The organism is Lentibacillus songyuanensis (assembly GCF_039548255.1).
GTDB classification, from domain to species: domain Bacteria; phylum Bacillota; class Bacilli; order Bacillales; family Amphibacillaceae; genus Lentibacillus_C; species Lentibacillus_C songyuanensis.
Window position 1 is genome coordinate 1 of the sequence record NZ_JBCLVH010000040.1, and the last position, 14898, is coordinate 14898.

Genomic DNA, 14898 nt, shown 5'->3' on the forward strand with positions numbered 1-14898 from the left:
GTTGATAGGTCCGAGGTGGAAGCGTGGTGACACGTGGAGCTGACGGATACTAATCGATCGAGGACTTATCTATATCTGTTGATGTGTTGCTTGTGTATCTCTTATTTAGTCTTCAAGGTATAAAAAAATTATACATATTAACAGTTTTTCACTTGATTTTTCGTGAAAAACAGATATAATATTGGTTGTCACTTGATTTTTAGTGAATCACTTGGATGAATCATTTCCAAATAGGTCTGGTAGCCATAGCGGAGAGGTCACACCTGTTCCCATGCCGAACACAGCAGTTAAGCTTTCCAGCGCCGATGGTAGTTGGGGCTTTGCCCCTGCAAGAGTAGGACGCCGCCAGGCTTATTGATTCCATTCCACAGTAGCTCAGTGGTAGAGCTATCGGCTGTTAACCGATCGGTCGTAGGTTCGAATCCTACCTGTGGAGCCATGGAGAGCTGTCCGAGTGGCCGAAGGAGCACGATTGGAAATCGTGTAGGCCGCTATCGCGGCCTCGAGGGTTCGAATCCCTCGCTCTCCGCCACTTTTGATATATTGGCCCGTTGGTCAAGTGGTTAAGACACCGCCCTTTCACGGCGGTATCACGGGTTCGAATCCCGTACGGGTCACCACTAACTGGAGGATTAGCTCAGCTGGGAGAGCACCTGCCTTACAAGCAGGGGGTCGCAGGTTCGAGCCCTGCATCCTCCACCATCAATTTAATATCGCGGGGTGGAGCAGTCTGGTAGCTCGTTGGGCTCATAACCCAAAGGTCGTAGGTTCAAATCCTGCCCCCGCAACCAAATTATTTCATCATATGGTCTGGTAGTTCAGCTGGTTAGAATGCCTGCCTGTCACGCAGGAGGTCGCGGGTTCGAGTCCCGTCCAGACCGCCACTTTATCAACGTGTTGATACACTTGATTAAAAAGTACATAAAGGCTCGGTAGCTCAGTCGGTAGAGCAAAGGACTGAAAATCCTTGTGTCGGCGGTTCGATTCCGTCCCGAGCCACCATCTTTATGTTTTTTGTTATATTATAAAATGGAGGGGTAGCGAAGTGGCTAAACGCGGCGGACTGTAAATCCGCTCCCTCAGGGTTCGGCAGTTCGAATCTGCCCCCCTCCACCATTTATTTAATAATCTAGTAGGGGTATAGTTTAATGGTAAAACGAAGGTCTCCAAAACCTTTGATGTGGGTTCGATTCCTACTACCCCTGCCAATATGTATAATGGCGGTCGTGGCGAAGTGGTTAACGCACCGGATTGTGGCTCCGGCACGCGTGGGTTCGATCCCCACCGGTCGCCCCATTTCATATAAAAATAATTTTGTTGGGCTATAGCCAAGCGGTAAGGCAGCGGGTTTTGATCCCGTCATTCCCAGGTTCGAATCCTGGTAGCCCAGCCATCATGCGGAAGTAGTTCAGTGGTAGAACACCACCTTGCCAAGGTGGGGGTCGCGGGTTCGAATCCCGTCTTCCGCTCCATTATTATTTATACTGGCGGCATAGCCAAGTGGTAAGGCAGAGGTCTGCAAAACCTTTATCACCGGTTCAAATCCGGTTGCCGCCTCCAAACGCAAATGCCGGTGTGGCGGAATAGGCAGACGCGCATGACTCAAAATCATGTTCCTTCGGGAGTGCCGGTTCGACCCCGGCCACCGGTATTTTTAGGTTGTTTTTGATTGTTTTAAAAAACTTTTTAAATGCTTATAAACGTTGATATGACGGCGTTTATGAGCATTTTTCTTTTTAACTGGTTTATCATTGAAAAACATACTTTGTAAAAAAATTTTACACCAATTTTACACCAAGGCTGCTCATTTCCTTTACTGTTTCATTGTATTTTCTTATAGCATCTTCTTTGTTTTTAAAGAGACCCAAATGTTTTTGCTTGCCATTTATGCTTAACATTACCCTCCATTTATTTGCCCCTTTATCCCAGTGAATTCCTTTATGACCGGATTTATTCCTTTTATTTATTTTGCTTACTTTGCTTATGGCCATGCCGGAAAAAATACTGATGGTTTCCTGTTCATCTTCCGTTCTCATTTCATCTAAGATATGGCTGTATGTTTTCCATGTAGTTTCTACATCTTTATGTCCTAATCGTTCGCTGACATAATTCATACTGACTTTTTGATACAAGAGGACACTGGCATGTGTATGACGTAATCCGTGCATCGTGATCGTATCAATCTTTGAGTCAGTCAATGTTTTCCGTAAAAGTTTATTGGCATTGGTATTGCTGATGACCTGGTATTTAGAAACAGGGCTATAAAATACAAGCTGATGTAGATTTGTGGGCGTTACCTCAAACAGATGTTTAAACGCATTCATTGTGACATCATCCATTTTGATGATCCTAATGGACTCTTCATTTTTTGTCGGGCCGAATCCGCGTTTAGTCCGTTCCAGATATCCCCATGTTTTATCCACATTTATGGTGTTATCGTCAAAATCAAAGTCCTTCCTTTGCAATCCCACAAGCTCACCAAAGCGCAGGCCGGATGTTAATCCGAGTAATATAAGATAATAACCCAAGCCATCATCCAATCGCTCCAGAACAGCTTTAAACAGTTTCTGGCTGTCATCATAATTAAGATGCTTTTCTTCCGCTCGTTTCGCTTTAACGGTCCAGGTTAGCGTGACCTTGCGTGTGAAATCAAACGGAATCAACCTATCCTCTACCGCATCCCGAACACAAGCCCGGCAGTGTGAGTTTAATTTTTCCACAGTCTCTTTTGCCCTGGTGCTGCCAAAATCATTAATAAATTTTTGATATTCCTGTCGGCTGATAAGCTGGATCGGCTTATTAGCAAAGTACCGTTTCACTGCCGCCAAACTGTATTTGTAGTGTTTCAATGTGACGTCGCTTATATTTGTTTTATAAAGGTCAATCCAGTTGGAAAAGTATTCTTCAAAGGGCACCGGCTCCATTTGTGTTAATGTGCCTTTGTTGAGCTTGTCCTCTACTTCCGCAGCTGCAATAGCTGCTTCTTTTTTTGTTCGGAAGCCCCCTTTGCGGATGGGCTTGCCCTTGTTGCTAATCGTGTACTGCCAAGCTTTCCCTCTTTTTTGAAAACTTGCCATTCATTTTTTCTCCTTTCTGTATTAGGATCGCTTAAAGTATTATGCATCACCCCCTTTATGGAATATATGTTCTTTATAAGAGTAAAAATTTTTATAAAGAAGCGCTTCAGAAACACCATAACATTTTGTAGAATAATAGCATCATCGAGACCTTGATTGAATGAAAGTTCCACCATAAATCTATTAGTTTCTATTTCTTTTTGCCTGTTGTGGGTTAGCTTTTAAAAATGTTGCAGTGTAATTAGGGTGGACTACCGATTTAGCACTGCTTCAGACAAAACAGGCGACCCTATTACTGTGTGGTAAAGTAGGTTAATAGGTTAATCACTTGGCAAATTGTTTGTTAAACACTGATATAAAAGATAGCAGAGGTGTTAAAAACGCTGGCTGTAATGTTACAAATATATTGTACTCGATTGTAAGATGTAACACAAATAACAACATAAATTATATGTGCGACAAAATTTATTAGACAATATAATTTAAGTGTTATATAATGTTTCTAAATACATAACAAAATAACAATATGAATTGAATTTGTTATGAAAAAAGAAACATGAAAGGGGGTAAAAAATGCAACGCTTGAATGTAGAATTATTTATTCCAATTCCTGATGATCAAGTTCTCATTTCAAAGGTAGAGCTTGAAGAATTAAAGAAAAAAGACCTCGAAGGTGTTTATTGGACTATGAAAGACCTTGAAAAACGAATTAATAAGAAACAGGTATGGATAAAAGAAAATATTTTATATCCCTCTCGTATTCGAAACGTTTTAGATGTTGATAATGGCGGGTTTGTTTACTATCCAAAGAAACAAGGTCAAACATGGTCTTTTCAAGCCACTAAAATGGCTGCGTTCTTAGACAAAAACTTTTATAGAATCTTTGGTAAGCAACAAGTGTCTTAATTGATTTAATTTGCATAAACGCATGTAAAACAATGTTTTTGATTGTAGTTTAGCATCTTAAAAAATCTCAGTTAGAGGAGTATATTTAAGATGGTGATTTCTGTCTTTATCATGTAGAAAGACAGAATTTACATGGACTAAATGTAAGAATTAGGGGTTTGTATTGTAACTTGTACAATTCAATTTGATTTAATAGAATTACCTTGTTATAATTACTATATTGGAATTATTTAATTTTTAGTTTTTGTTTATTCTATTGGTTATCCTTTACTTGAAAGACGAATAAACAAAAAAGCAAGATGTATTCCGTTCACTGGGGTTGGACTTGCCTAATTGGTTTCATTCATTTTCTTGTGAAATGGTATCTCTGATACAAAAATACGTTCAATCGAACTCATATAAAGATAATTAAAAGCTGATTGTTTACCTATAAGTAGGTATTCATTCAGCTTTTTTTATTTTTTATTAAAAAGAAAGAAGGTGATTCAAAAAATACTAATAAATTGTAGTTAACAGGGGGTATGAAGTATGCTGATAACATTAACAACGTCAGTTTTAATTGGTTTTTTTATGGGCATATTAAGGCACAGCAGTAAATACAAACACATTAAATTGCCTAAAAGAAATAAAGCAAGTTGGAATCCTGGCTTTCTAAAAGATGGTCTTTGGGGAGGTATTGCTTCACTGGTTGCAGTGCTTGTTGCTAGTCCAATAGAATTTGAACGCATAATTTTGTTATCAATTCTCGCGGGTTATGTCGGAGAATCCTTTATTGAAAATATTGCCTTAAGGTCACTTGAAAATGAAAAATACAATAAGATAAATGATACCGTTTCTTCATTAGAAAAAATGTTGAACGACAAGTCGGACAAGGATAATAAAAAGTAAGTTTGCAAAAGGATCAAATGCAGACATATAATATAACAAAGGATGAAATAGGAGGACTTCAAAATGGAGAAGCGAATAAAAGACATACTTACAGATGAAGAACTTACAGAGATCCACAGGTTAAATAAAGAAATTATGTCGGCTTCAACTAAAATGGAAATACGCTATTTCAAGTACGAAATTGACCAAATTATCGACAATGCAAAAGAACGGTATTATGAATCAAAAAAAAGTAGTTAAAATCCAAAAAGAAAATTCGTTTAAAACACATTTACTTAGCGAGTGCTAATTGTAAATGTGTTTTTTTATTTTATTTAAAAAACAAGGGAGGAATTACGATGACAATGATTAAAACGGAGGATTTGATTGCAACCACAAATACAACCAAAGATATTTTAGGACATTTGTTTTGGTTTAGTATTGGAAAACAAATGAACAAAGTTGATGATTTAAAGTTAAAACTTATTAACTCTGGTTTAGGTGAGGAATGGATGCCAAATCGAATCAGATCTGTTGATGCTTTCCGAAGGGCAACGAAAGAAGTACAAACAAAAAAACCCACTACAAATGCCAAGGTCTTTAAAAACTTCCTCATTCGAGAAGTATACTCCGACAATAAGTTTGTGCAGCGAAACATTGTTGTGGAAACTGTCGATCAGAATGACAAAAAATTAGGCTATGATACGCAAACAGGAGTCATGAAGTTGGATAAGAAAAACGGAACAATATTATTTGATTTAACTGATTCTAATGTAGCGGAACTTTGCAAAGAAGCTGAACGCAGGTTCTTTTTGTATCGTGACCACTATTCCAGTCAGCACATCAGGGTGATGATTACAAAGATTCTAAATTCTCTTGCGCCAACACCAATGAGAGAAAAAGGGGTAATTTACTTTATTCCAAATACTAGAACAACCGGATTAACGAATCTTGTTACGTTTATTCAACAACTTGAAAACTCAGATGCGTTTAAGGTTCCTGTTATTGATTCTAATGATAACCGGGATATGGTATGCAAAAAATTAACGGATCATTTACAAAATTTACTCAAACAATGTCAATCCAGTGAGTACTTACGAAAAGATCAAATTAAAAAATTAGTAGAGGATACCAATAATGCGATTAAGGATTTTAAAGAATATCGAAACCTAATTACCACCGAGACGGAAGACTTTGAAGATCAAATCTTGCTGTTACGTTCTGAAGTATTAAAAATTATTCAAGAATAATAATCGAAAGGGGAAAAATTAAAATGGTTCATTTTTTTGAGACTCGTATCGGACAAGATTTCTTGAATGGAGATATTCCAGAGTTAATAGAACAAATGCATAAAATATCATCCCAATTAGATAGGTCAAACAACTTAAAAGAGAAAGAATTGGAACTTAAAGAGAGAGAAATAAAAATTAGGGCATATGAACTTGGTCTTTGTTCAAAATCTTTTTTGAAAGGAGAAAAAATATATGCTTAATAAATTACTTGAAATCAAAAATGCGTTAAATCAAAAGTACTTTGAAAGAGAGGACGAGATTGAGGGTGTGTTAATTGCCCTTCTTTCCCGTCAACATGTTTTGTTGATTGGTGAGCCTGGTACTGGAAAATCACTGCTTTCAATGGAACTTTCGAAAATAATTGATGGGAGTAGATATTTTCAGTGGTTATTAACTAAATATACTACTCCTGAAGAATTGTTCGGTGCTTTGAGTTTGAAAGAATTAGAAAATGGTGTTCATGTACGCAATACAAATAAAAAACTTCCTGAATCCCATTTTGTGTTCCTTGATGAAATTTTTAAAAGTAATTCTGCCATATTAAACAGTCTACTAACTTTAATTAACGAAAGACTGTTTTATAATAATGGTGCACCTGCCAAAAGTCCTTTGATATCAATGATCGGTGCTTCAAATGAATATCCGGAAGATGATGAAGGATTGGAAGCCTTGTTTGATCGATTACTTTTAAGGTATGAGGTTGAATCGGTCAAAGACAGGGGCAATTTTATTGCTATGTTGAAAAATAACGGTCAAAACGTGAACATTCCTTCATTAACTTTAAATGAACTTACTGATTTACAGTTCTATTCCGATATGACAATTGTGCCAGATCACATTTATGAACGCATTGTTGATCTTTGTCAGGATTTAGAAGATGAAGGTATTCGACCATCTGCAAGGCGAGTAAAAAGCTCTATAAATGCTATAAAAGCTAAGGCATTTATGGATAATAGAAATCAGGTTGAAGAAAAAGATATGCTTATTTTACAACATATTATGTGGAACAACATTGAAGAAAAAGAAAAGGCAACAAAGATTGTTAAAAATTACGCACAGGATATTGTTTCTAAGACACTTGATCGAATTAAAGTAGAATCAAAGGACATGATCGCTTCCATGAAAAAGGATAATCGTAGTAACCCTTATGATCAAACTCGTGAGGTGGGTCATAAACTAAAAAACCTGGCTAATGAATTAGAACAACTTAAAAATAAATATCCTGATCGAACCAATGAAATTAACTTTGTATTAGAAGACATAAGCAAAAAACAGCAATCAATGGTTGATGAAATATTATTGCCTATTAATAATTAAAGGGAAGGGTTATTTCGTCCAATAGATGGGATGACCTTCTTTTATAATGTGAAATTTATCCGTGTTTAAATTTGTGGTTTAAATATTCAATAAAATATATCATTACTTTGTCTCGGATGAATGTAGCTTGAAAACAATGTTTCTGGAAAAAGCAGATCCCGCAAATAACAATATCAAAAAATAAAATTATTAAATGATAGTAAACAATTAGTAGAACAAATTAAAAGCTAAAACTGCTTTGAAGTGTGTGTTATTAAAAACTATATTTCTATTATAAGAAGGAGAATAAAAATGTTTAAATCTTTAAGAAAAAAGGCAAAGGAAACCTCAGTCTTAAACACTGACAGCTACGATAAAAGACGTTTTCAACAAATCTATGATATGTCAAAAGGATTGCAGACATTGGAAAAGGTAGAAGAAATACCTTTATTCAATGATTTACTCGGCGATATATGGGCTGCTTTATACAAAATGAATCCCGAATTAAAAAGTGAAAAGGAAATTGACGAGCATCTTCAAATAAATAAACAATTAATCGCGCATATGATAAAGGAAGAATCCTATCAAACATATCATGAAACAACTCGTCTTGATCATCTTTTATCGGCAATAGGAACAATTAAGTTTGGTGAACAGGTACACCATTGGTTGGTCGAGCAAGGTAATGAAAACCAAGCATTTCAAAAACAAATGGAAAAAGTTAAGCAGCTAGAACAAAAATTAAATTTGGCACAACAGCAAAATATATCAAATAATGATGAACAACAAGGATACAATGATGGGGCTGGACAGTACGGGAACCGACAAGAAGAAAGTAAAACGAAGTACGAATTAAGCCAAGCAGTGTCCGGTCTAGCCAATCAATTAAATCAAACATTGGCCATTAATGGAGAGTCATTTTCCGAAGCTTTAAGTGAAGCTGTAAGTGATACGGAAGACGCAAAAAAAGGATTGGAATCTCTCTTTGGTGGAATTAAGGCTGGAAGTGGACAAAGCGAACTTCAGAACATGCCATTGTGTGACAAAATCGCATTAGCAGAACTGATTTCACGTAATCGAAAAGTGAAGGAGATTGCTGGTTGGGCAGGACGATTTGTACAAATTGCTCGTGCAAAACAAAAAATGAAGCATAAAGAATCGACTGAACAAAGCGGCGTGGAAGTAGGTGATGATTTAGAAAGACTTCTTCCTTCTGAACTTGTTCAGTACACGAATCCAAAAACGAAACATGAGTTTCTACGAAGATATGCTGAGAAAGGAACTCTCCAGTTTGAGAAAAAAGGGAAAGAAACGTTAGGAAAAGGTTCCATTATTCTTTGTTTGGATCAATCGCAGAGTATGTTAAATTTAGAAACTCAATCAAAAGGGTTTGCCCTAGCTTTAATGTCAATCGCAAAAAAACAAAAACGAAACTTCGCTTATATCCCATTTAGCAGCAATGCAGGTAGGGAACAGCAATTTTTAAAAGGAAAGATTATGCCAAAGGAAATGATGGAATTTGCAAGGGTTTTCCTAGGAGGGGGAACAAAATTCCAGTTTCCGTTAGAAAGATCCCTTGAAGTGATTAAAAAAGATCGTTTTAAAGATGCGGATATTATCTTTGTAACAGATGGAGAAGCTACTCTATCAAGCGTTTTTTTAAATAAGTTTAATACCATAAAAACAAAGGAACGTTTTCAAGTATTATCACTGCTAATCGGAGAAGATGCTAGAACAGAAACAGTAAGAAAATTTTCCAATCGTGTTATCAATGTTAAAGATTTCAAGGATGAAGGAAGTTTTGAAGCATTTGAAATATAGAAAGCAGAGGTATCCTAAATGAGTAAATCTTTTAATTGTACACTAATTGCGGTCTTTGTTGTGGACCTGTGCCAGTGACTGAAAACGAGCTTTATAGAATCAAGAAGGAAAAATACGAAGCATAATCCTGCTGTTTGTTGGTGTCCTTTCCATGAACATAACAATACCATTAATGTATATCCTGATAACAAATTAGTTAGTAGTATAGGTAACAATATAAACAGTATTTAAAAGCTCAGAATTTCTGGGCTTTAAATACTATAATATAAGTTACTATTTTATTCAATAATCTGGCTGAGAGTGAGATTTAGTCTATTCTACTACGTTCGGTTACACTAAAAAATAATTGCCAAATATATAATGTATGCCAGTATAATCGAACCAAAGATCAGGCCGCCGATATAAAGAGAAAATTTCATCCTTCCCTGCTCTTTTCTCAATATAGCAAGAAGACTTGCAATTAAACTTATCCCCCAGAAAATCCAACCCAATTGTGGTAATGCATGTATACGGAAGGCGGTCTATACCCCAAAAAAATAATAGCAATAATAAATAAGACTAAACCGATTATAAAAGTCATTAACGATAAAAGGCTAAAAACTTTATTTCTAAGCATTTTTAAATCTCCTTATATACCACAAACTGACCGGATTCACAGATCCCTTGTTCCGAAAAAGCGCCATTTCTGGAATAGCAAAATAGCGTGGCAAGCACCTATCTGTTAAAAGCTGACCAAAGATGCTTAAAATTAGGATAGCCAAGTAACATATGCCCATAACTTTAATAAATCCAACAAAATAGTTATAACTCTTTTTATTAGAATGAAGAATTTTTTCCTGCAACTGACTTCTCCTCTGATGTCATCGTAACAGAAGTGGAACGTATAAAGCCAAAGATGGCGAATATTAAACCAATAAAACCGAAAGAGGTACTACTAATCGTATGCGTTAGACGTAACGTAATAGCTACCAGCGCTATGATGATTAGGATGACAAGAAAAAAATACTTCTTTATTTTCATTTTATCACCACTTTTACCATTCGATTTTCTTCAAAGGAATCCCGTAGTTATTTAACCACTCAAACGTTATATCCGACAATGGCGCTATTCCTTATTGGGAAAAGCGCCATTTTGCGGAAGATCGATTATCCTTTTATTATATCTACAAGTTGTTTAGCTTCTATCATTGACATACCTTTTTCTTCTCTTAGATACTTTACGGTATTAATGTCGCCAATAGTTTTTAATTTCTCACTCGCTAAGGCAATCAATTCATCATTGTTTTCATTAGGAAGTGACTTTTTGTTCTCTTCTCTCAGTGTTTTGATTTTCTTAGATTGTTGAAAAATGATACCTAAGAAAAATAACATGGCGGCTAAAGGTGCAAACATACCTATATTCATAAACAAAACTCCTTATTTTTTAGTTTACACCAATTTTAACACATACTCTTCCTCAACAAAATGGCTTTTTCTTCAAGATCGAACGCTGATCATTGTTCCAGAATTGCGCTCGATTGCGGTATAACCTGAATGATCTGTAATCTATTATAATGAATCCCAGTATCTGCTATTTTCGCTACAGTTAACCTCTTTAGTTTTTAAGCTTGTTGTTTATTCGCCCGTCTCTGCAAAACGCTTTATTCTCTCACCAATTTCATCACGTACACGTTGAAATTCAGACCACTCTTTTCCGGCCGGATCATCAAAACCCCAATGTTCTCGCTTTACATGAGACGGTGTCATTGGGCACCTATCAGCAGCATCATCACAAAGCGTAACAGCCAGCGCTGCATTATTTAAAATATCTGTATCAATAATATCTGATGTTTGGTCAGAGATATCAATATCAACTTCGTTCATCGCTTTAACTGCATTTGGGTTTAAGCCATGTGCCTTAATCCCTGCACTTTCCACATCCCATTCTTCTCCTAGGTATTGTTTTGCCCATCCCTCTGCCATTTGACTTCTGCAGGAATTACCTGTACATAAGAAATAGATTACCTTTTTTGACATTTGCTTAATCTCCTTTTATATAATTAATGTGATATACAGTCCAAGTAACGTAATGAATAAGATAGGAATGGTTAAAACGATCCCTGTTTTAAAATAAGTTCCCCATGAAATTTTAATTCCTTTTTGAGATAAAACATGCAGCCATAATAAAGTTGCAAGTGAACCTATTGGTGTAATTTTCGGACCTAGGTCAGATCCGATCACATTCGCATAAACAAGTGCTTCGCGTATAACACCTGTTGTATCTGTTTCTGCAATCGCAATCGCATCAATCATCACTGTCGGCATATTATTCATGATAGAAGAAATAATCGCAGCGATGAAGCCCATCGCTATCGTAGCAACGAATAATCCTTGTTCAGCGCTTGCTTCGATAACACGCGCTAACACATCTGTAAGGCCAGCATTTCTCAGTCCGAATACGACAACATACATACCAATCGAGAAAAAGACAATATTCCATGGTGCTCCTGTAATAACGGCTTTCGTATTTACTGCTTTACTGTTTCTCGCTATAACTAAAAAGAAAATCGCTACAATACCTGCGATAATAGAAACGGGAAGGTTGATAAACTCACTTAAAAAGTATCCGATCAACAATATGCCAAGTACATACCATGAGAGGTGAAATAATTTTAAATCCCTTATAGACTCTGCTGGTTTCTTCAGTTGAGATAAATTGTATGTTTCCGGGATACTTTTTCTAAAATAAATTAATAATACAATAATAGTCGCCACTAGCGAAAATAAGTTTGGGATAATCATTCTGGATGCATATTCCACAAAGCCAATATTAAAAAAGTCAGCCGATACGATGTTAACTAGGTTACTTACCACTAACGGCAATGAAGTTGTATCAGCAATAAACCCACTTGCCATAATAAATGGAAATACCATTTTTTCTTTAAAGTTTAAATTACGAACCATCGCAAGTACAATAGGTGTAAGTATCAATGCAGCACCATCATTAGCGAAAAAGGCAGCGACAATCGCACCTAAGATACTTACATAAATAAACATCTTTATCCCATTGCCTTTTGCGATTCTGGCCATATGAAGCGCCGCCCATTCAAATAGTCCGATCTCATCTAGTATGAGCGATATAAGAATAATTGCGACAAATGCTAACGTTGCATTCCATACAATTTCTGTTACTTCTATAACATCACTAAATCCAACGACTCCTACTAATAAAGCGATAATAGCACCGCCGCATGCAGACCACCCGATCGATAACCCTTTTGGTTGCCAAATTACTAAGACTAGAGTTATCAAAAATATTAACGATGCGAGTAAAACCGATGATGTCAAACCTTTTTCCCCCAATCATTAACACTTGATTCGTGTACCTTTTTCTTCCAACTCTTTTAACTTTTCATTTTGCTGAGGCAAAAGATTAAGTAGCTGTAAAATAAATGGATAAAACTCACTGTCTTTATTTATAGAATAAAAAATCCATTGTCCTCTTCTTTCTTCTTTAACTAATCCAATATCTCTTAACTTACGAATGTGCTGGCTTATTGAAGGTTGACTTGCCTGAAAAATTTCAACAAATTCACAAACACAACAATCATGGTCATCAAGAATTTTCAGCATGGTTAACCTCGTTTCATTACCCAACAACTTTAAAATATCTGCTGCTTTATCCATTTCAACCATTGTTTTCAGCATAATAAAACACCTCCTCCTTACCCTTATATCATCATATAATGATATACTTATATGAACAAGTGAAAAGGTTGGTGAATTTTTAAAAGCTCTATGGAAGTATGTAACCCGATGCTCAAGAGCAATTTCTTCTAGTTAATCACCATTTACCTTGACTTTAAGTTGTATAGTATTAAAAAAGGACTTCATGTTGAAGTCCTTTTTTAATGTTACGCCTCTTTTTGTTGTTTTTCAGTATTCTCCGTGGTTGACCCACAACAATTTTCATTTTCTGTTGACTTATCTTCCTCAATTTCAACGTTGCAGCAAGATTGGCTAGGTTTAGAGAATATTTTTTTAAAAACAGACTTTTTTTCTGCCATGAATATCACCTCCCTTTAAAGGATAATTCCACTAAAATATGGTATTAATTATCAAACCCGTTCCTGTAGCTACAACTAAAATAGTTGCAATAAATGCCACCAAAAATTTCTTTTTAAACAATTTGGATAACATAACAACTTCCGGAATACTTGCACCTGCACCACCGATAACTAATGCAATAACAGTTCCCATCGACATACCTTTAGAGACTAGTGCTTCCGCAATGGGTAACATTGTCTCAGGGCGAATGTACATAGGAATCCCGATAATAGAAGCAATCACAACTGAAAATATGCCATCACCACTGGCGTATTTTGTAATAAAATCTGCCGGGATAAATCCATAAATAAATGCTCCGATAAATACCCCTATAAACAGATAGGGAAGCATTGGATAAAGGAATGCCCATGCATCATTCAAAGCTTGCTTCATTTTAGACCTTTGATTATTACTGAAAAAGCCATCTCCTTTAACCGTTACACCTTTATAGGTTTGTTCCAAATTAAGTTTCGAAAATATAAGTCCTGCCACAATACTGAAAATACTTAGCACGATAAAATACACAAGTGCAATTTTCCAGCCCAAAAGTGCCCAAAGCATGAAAATCATAACTGGGTTCATTAATGGTGAAGCAATTAAGAAACTCATTGAAGGGCCAAATGGTACTTTTGAGTTCAACAATCCCGCAAGTATAGGGATTGTTGAACAGGAACAAAATGGTGTAACAGCACCAAAGAATGTACCGAGTACATGATTTACAGCCTTATTTGGTCGGTTTAAAAATCGTTTAATTTTCTCCTCTGATACGACCTGTTGAATGAAACTCACAATAAAGCTAACGACAATAAATAAAGCGAGTAATTCACCAGATAGCATAAGAAATGTTTTTATAAATTCAATTATCGAATCTCCCATCAGTATAACTCCTTGCCCCTTTATACATCAAATAAAGTTGATGTATAAATCAATATTTTTTGATGCATCTAACAAACAATAAAGATACTTGTCAAAAGATTTTACAACAAGTACCTTCTGATAAAACAACCTGTATTTGTGCTTCATTAATTTGATAATAATTCCAAGTGCCATGTTTTTCAGCTATAAGTATGTTGGCTTCAACTAATTTCTTTAGATGATATGAAAGTTTGGATTGTTGTAATTTTAATTTTTCTTCTAAATCACATACACATAAATTTTTATTAGGGCTTTTACTGATTTCATTCAAAATTTTAAGTCGGATCTTATCAGCTAAAGCACCAAACATATTTTCATAAAAGTCGAATGCCTCATCTTCGTCTAATTCATTTACCATTTTAACTAGTTCCATGATTTCGCCCCTCGCTAATACATCAATTTTTTTTGATTTAGTAACAGTATATTACCTGTGAAATTAATTTGCAACCATAAAGATCAAAAAAAGTTAATATACTTATAAAGCAAGCCAATGATACAGACCAGTCGCTCTCATCACTAATAAACATTCAACAATCTGGCCCGATTCCGAAGTACCACTGTGCATACGAATAGGTAAGGGTTTGACGTTATCGCTCCCTTTTCCCCTCGTTCACACTGTACGTGAGACTTTCACCTCAT

The 14898-nt window shown here is 35.9% G+C and carries 15 protein-coding genes, 14 tRNA genes, 1 rRNA gene and 1 pseudogene; 22 read left to right on the plus strand and 9 right to left on the minus strand.

Translation table 11 applies throughout. The features are described from left to right. Window positions 1-235 precede the first annotated feature (235 nt). The 15 genes from rrf (at window position 236) to WMZ97_RS21340 (ending at window position 1651) form a co-directional block, all read left to right on the plus strand. Window positions 236-351: ribosomal RNA gene (gene rrf, locus WMZ97_RS21270) — 5S ribosomal RNA — on the plus strand. A 13-nt stretch (window positions 352-364) separates the two neighbouring features. Further along, window positions 365-439: transfer RNA gene (locus WMZ97_RS21275), tRNA-Asn, on the plus strand. Between the two features lies 1 nt (window position 440). Continuing rightward, window positions 441-532: transfer RNA gene (locus tag WMZ97_RS21280), tRNA-Ser, on the plus strand. A 13-nt stretch (window positions 533-545) separates the two neighbouring features. Next, window positions 546-620 (plus strand) — tRNA-Glu (locus WMZ97_RS21285). 6 nt (window positions 621-626) lie between these two features. Beyond that, a tRNA-Val gene (locus tag WMZ97_RS21290) sits at window positions 627-702 on the plus strand. Between the two features lie 12 nt (window positions 703-714). Further along, window positions 715-791 (plus strand) — tRNA-Met (locus WMZ97_RS21295). Between the two features lie 16 nt (window positions 792-807). Then, window positions 808-884: transfer RNA gene (locus tag WMZ97_RS21300), tRNA-Asp, on the plus strand. A 42-nt stretch (window positions 885-926) separates the two neighbouring features. Beyond that, window positions 927-1002: transfer RNA gene (locus WMZ97_RS21305), tRNA-Phe, on the plus strand. A gap of 29 nt (window positions 1003-1031) precedes the next feature. After that, window positions 1032-1116: transfer RNA gene (locus WMZ97_RS21310), tRNA-Tyr, on the plus strand. Window positions 1117-1134: 18 nt separating this feature from the next. Further along, window positions 1135-1208 (plus strand) — tRNA-Trp (locus tag WMZ97_RS21315). 12 nt (window positions 1209-1220) lie between these two features. Continuing rightward, window positions 1221-1296, plus strand: a tRNA-His gene (locus tag WMZ97_RS21320). 22 nt (window positions 1297-1318) lie between these two features. Continuing rightward, window positions 1319-1393 (plus strand) — tRNA-Gln (locus WMZ97_RS21325). Between the two features lie 4 nt (window positions 1394-1397). Beyond that, window positions 1398-1472, plus strand: a tRNA-Gly gene (locus WMZ97_RS21330). A gap of 14 nt (window positions 1473-1486) precedes the next feature. Then, window positions 1487-1560 (plus strand) — tRNA-Cys (locus tag WMZ97_RS21335). A 9-nt stretch (window positions 1561-1569) separates the two neighbouring features. Next, window positions 1570-1651, plus strand: a tRNA-Leu gene (locus WMZ97_RS21340). Between the two features lie 331 nt (window positions 1652-1982). Here WMZ97_RS21340 and WMZ97_RS21345 read toward each other — a convergent pair. Next, a pseudogene (locus WMZ97_RS21345) lies at window positions 1983-3077 on the minus strand (tyrosine-type recombinase/integrase); the annotation flags it as partial. Window positions 3078-3650: 573 nt separating this feature from the next. Between WMZ97_RS21345 and WMZ97_RS21350 the strand changes: the two are divergent. The 7 genes from WMZ97_RS21350 (at window position 3651) to WMZ97_RS21380 (ending at window position 9259) form a co-directional block, all read left to right on the plus strand. After that, the gene (locus tag WMZ97_RS21350) at window positions 3651-3983 is read left to right on the plus strand and encodes a DUF771 domain-containing protein (RefSeq protein ID WP_343274088.1); all 333 of its coding nucleotides are present in this window, start codon (window positions 3651-3653) and stop codon (window positions 3981-3983) included. Between the two features lie 528 nt (window positions 3984-4511). Beyond that, a complete protein-coding gene (locus WMZ97_RS21355) occupies window positions 4512-4871 on the plus strand; it encodes a DUF4257 domain-containing protein (RefSeq protein ID WP_343274089.1) in 360 nt (119 codons plus the stop codon). A gap of 63 nt (window positions 4872-4934) precedes the next feature. Then, the gene (locus WMZ97_RS21360; protein ID WP_343274090.1) at window positions 4935-5111 is read left to right on the plus strand and encodes a hypothetical protein; all 177 of its coding nucleotides are present in this window, start codon (window positions 4935-4937) and stop codon (window positions 5109-5111) included. 98 nt (window positions 5112-5209) lie between these two features. Beyond that, window positions 5210-6100, plus strand: coding sequence for a DUF6744 family protein (locus WMZ97_RS21365; RefSeq protein WP_343274091.1), 891 nt, complete (start codon window positions 5210-5212; stop codon window positions 6098-6100). A 23-nt stretch (window positions 6101-6123) separates the two neighbouring features. After that, complete coding sequence (locus WMZ97_RS21370; protein ID WP_343274092.1) at window positions 6124-6342, plus strand: hypothetical protein; 219 nt, start codon at window positions 6124-6126, stop codon at window positions 6340-6342. After that, window positions 6335-7459, plus strand: coding sequence for an AAA family ATPase (locus WMZ97_RS21375; RefSeq protein ID WP_343274093.1), 1125 nt, complete (start codon window positions 6335-6337; stop codon window positions 7457-7459). Before WMZ97_RS21370 ends, WMZ97_RS21375 begins: the two co-directional genes overlap by 8 nt. Before the next feature lie 243 nt (window positions 7460-7702). Further along, window positions 7703-9259 (plus strand): vWA domain-containing protein, encoded by a 1557-nt coding sequence (locus tag WMZ97_RS21380; RefSeq protein ID WP_343274094.1) that lies wholly within the window; start codon window positions 7703-7705, stop codon window positions 9257-9259. Window positions 9260-10075: 816 nt separating this feature from the next. On the opposite strand, the gene WMZ97_RS21385 is transcribed toward WMZ97_RS21380, so the two are convergent. From WMZ97_RS21385 to WMZ97_RS21420, 8 genes are all read right to left on the minus strand, one after another. Continuing rightward, the gene (locus WMZ97_RS21385) at window positions 10076-10279 is read right to left on the minus strand and encodes a hypothetical protein (protein ID WP_343274095.1); all 204 of its coding nucleotides are present in this window, start codon (window positions 10277-10279) and stop codon (window positions 10076-10078) included. 125 nt (window positions 10280-10404) lie between these two features. After that, a complete protein-coding gene (locus tag WMZ97_RS21390; protein ID WP_343274096.1) occupies window positions 10405-10662 on the minus strand; it encodes a hypothetical protein in 258 nt (85 codons plus the stop codon). Window positions 10663-10872: 210 nt separating this feature from the next. Beyond that, window positions 10873-11274 (minus strand): arsenate reductase (thioredoxin), encoded by a 402-nt coding sequence (gene arsC, locus WMZ97_RS21395; RefSeq protein ID WP_343274097.1) that lies wholly within the window; start codon window positions 11272-11274, stop codon window positions 10873-10875. Window positions 11275-11289: 15 nt separating this feature from the next. Next, window positions 11290-12585, minus strand: coding sequence for an arsenic transporter (locus WMZ97_RS21400; RefSeq protein WP_343274098.1), 1296 nt, complete (start codon window positions 12583-12585; stop codon window positions 11290-11292). Between the two features lie 18 nt (window positions 12586-12603). Further along, window positions 12604-12945, minus strand: coding sequence for an ArsR/SmtB family transcription factor (locus WMZ97_RS21405; RefSeq protein WP_343274099.1), 342 nt, complete (start codon window positions 12943-12945; stop codon window positions 12604-12606). A gap of 206 nt (window positions 12946-13151) precedes the next feature. Continuing rightward, window positions 13152-13304: a hypothetical protein gene (locus WMZ97_RS21410; protein ID WP_343274100.1), complete on the minus strand. Its 153-nt coding sequence runs from the start codon at window positions 13302-13304 to the stop codon at window positions 13152-13154. Between the two features lie 31 nt (window positions 13305-13335). Then, window positions 13336-14220 (minus strand): permease, encoded by an 885-nt coding sequence (locus WMZ97_RS21415; RefSeq protein ID WP_343274101.1) that lies wholly within the window; start codon window positions 14218-14220, stop codon window positions 13336-13338. A gap of 91 nt (window positions 14221-14311) precedes the next feature. After that, entirely contained in the window at window positions 14312-14632 is a 321-nt protein-coding gene (locus tag WMZ97_RS21420; protein ID WP_343274102.1) for an ArsR/SmtB family transcription factor, read from the minus strand. Window positions 14633-14898: the final 266 nt, after the last annotated feature.

Excerpts from the sequence above, each read along its gene's own strand:
- WMZ97_RS21415 (WP_343274101.1), bottom strand. The coding sequence starts at position 14,220 with ATGGGAGATTCGATAATTGAATTTATAAAAACATTTCTTATGCTATCT.
- WMZ97_RS21375 (WP_343274093.1), top strand. The coding sequence starts at position 6,335 with ATGCTTAATAAATTACTTGAAATCAAAAATGCGTTAAATCAAAAGTAC.
- WMZ97_RS21360 (WP_343274090.1), top strand. The coding sequence starts at position 4,935 with ATGGAGAAGCGAATAAAAGACATACTTACAGATGAAGAACTTACAGAG.
- WMZ97_RS21410 (WP_343274100.1), bottom strand. The coding sequence starts at position 13,304 with ATGGCAGAAAAAAAGTCTGTTTTTAAAAAAATATTCTCTAAACCTAGC.
- WMZ97_RS21385 (WP_343274095.1), bottom strand. The coding sequence starts at position 10,279 with ATGAAAATAAAGAAGTATTTTTTTCTTGTCATCCTAATCATCATAGCG.
- WMZ97_RS21370 (WP_343274092.1), top strand. The coding sequence starts at position 6,124 with ATGGTTCATTTTTTTGAGACTCGTATCGGACAAGATTTCTTGAATGGA.
- WMZ97_RS21420 (WP_343274102.1), bottom strand. The coding sequence starts at position 14,632 with ATGGAACTAGTTAAAATGGTAAATGAATTAGACGAAGATGAGGCATTC.
- arsC (WP_343274097.1), bottom strand. The coding sequence starts at position 11,274 with ATGTCAAAAAAGGTAATCTATTTCTTATGTACAGGTAATTCCTGCAGA.
- WMZ97_RS21350 (WP_343274088.1), top strand. The coding sequence starts at position 3,651 with ATGCAACGCTTGAATGTAGAATTATTTATTCCAATTCCTGATGATCAA.
- WMZ97_RS21365 (WP_343274091.1), top strand. The coding sequence starts at position 5,210 with ATGACAATGATTAAAACGGAGGATTTGATTGCAACCACAAATACAACC.
- WMZ97_RS21405 (WP_343274099.1), bottom strand. The coding sequence starts at position 12,945 with ATGCTGAAAACAATGGTTGAAATGGATAAAGCAGCAGATATTTTAAAG.
- WMZ97_RS21390 (WP_343274096.1), bottom strand. The coding sequence starts at position 10,662 with ATGAATATAGGTATGTTTGCACCTTTAGCCGCCATGTTATTTTTCTTA.
- WMZ97_RS21355 (WP_343274089.1), top strand. The coding sequence starts at position 4,512 with ATGCTGATAACATTAACAACGTCAGTTTTAATTGGTTTTTTTATGGGC.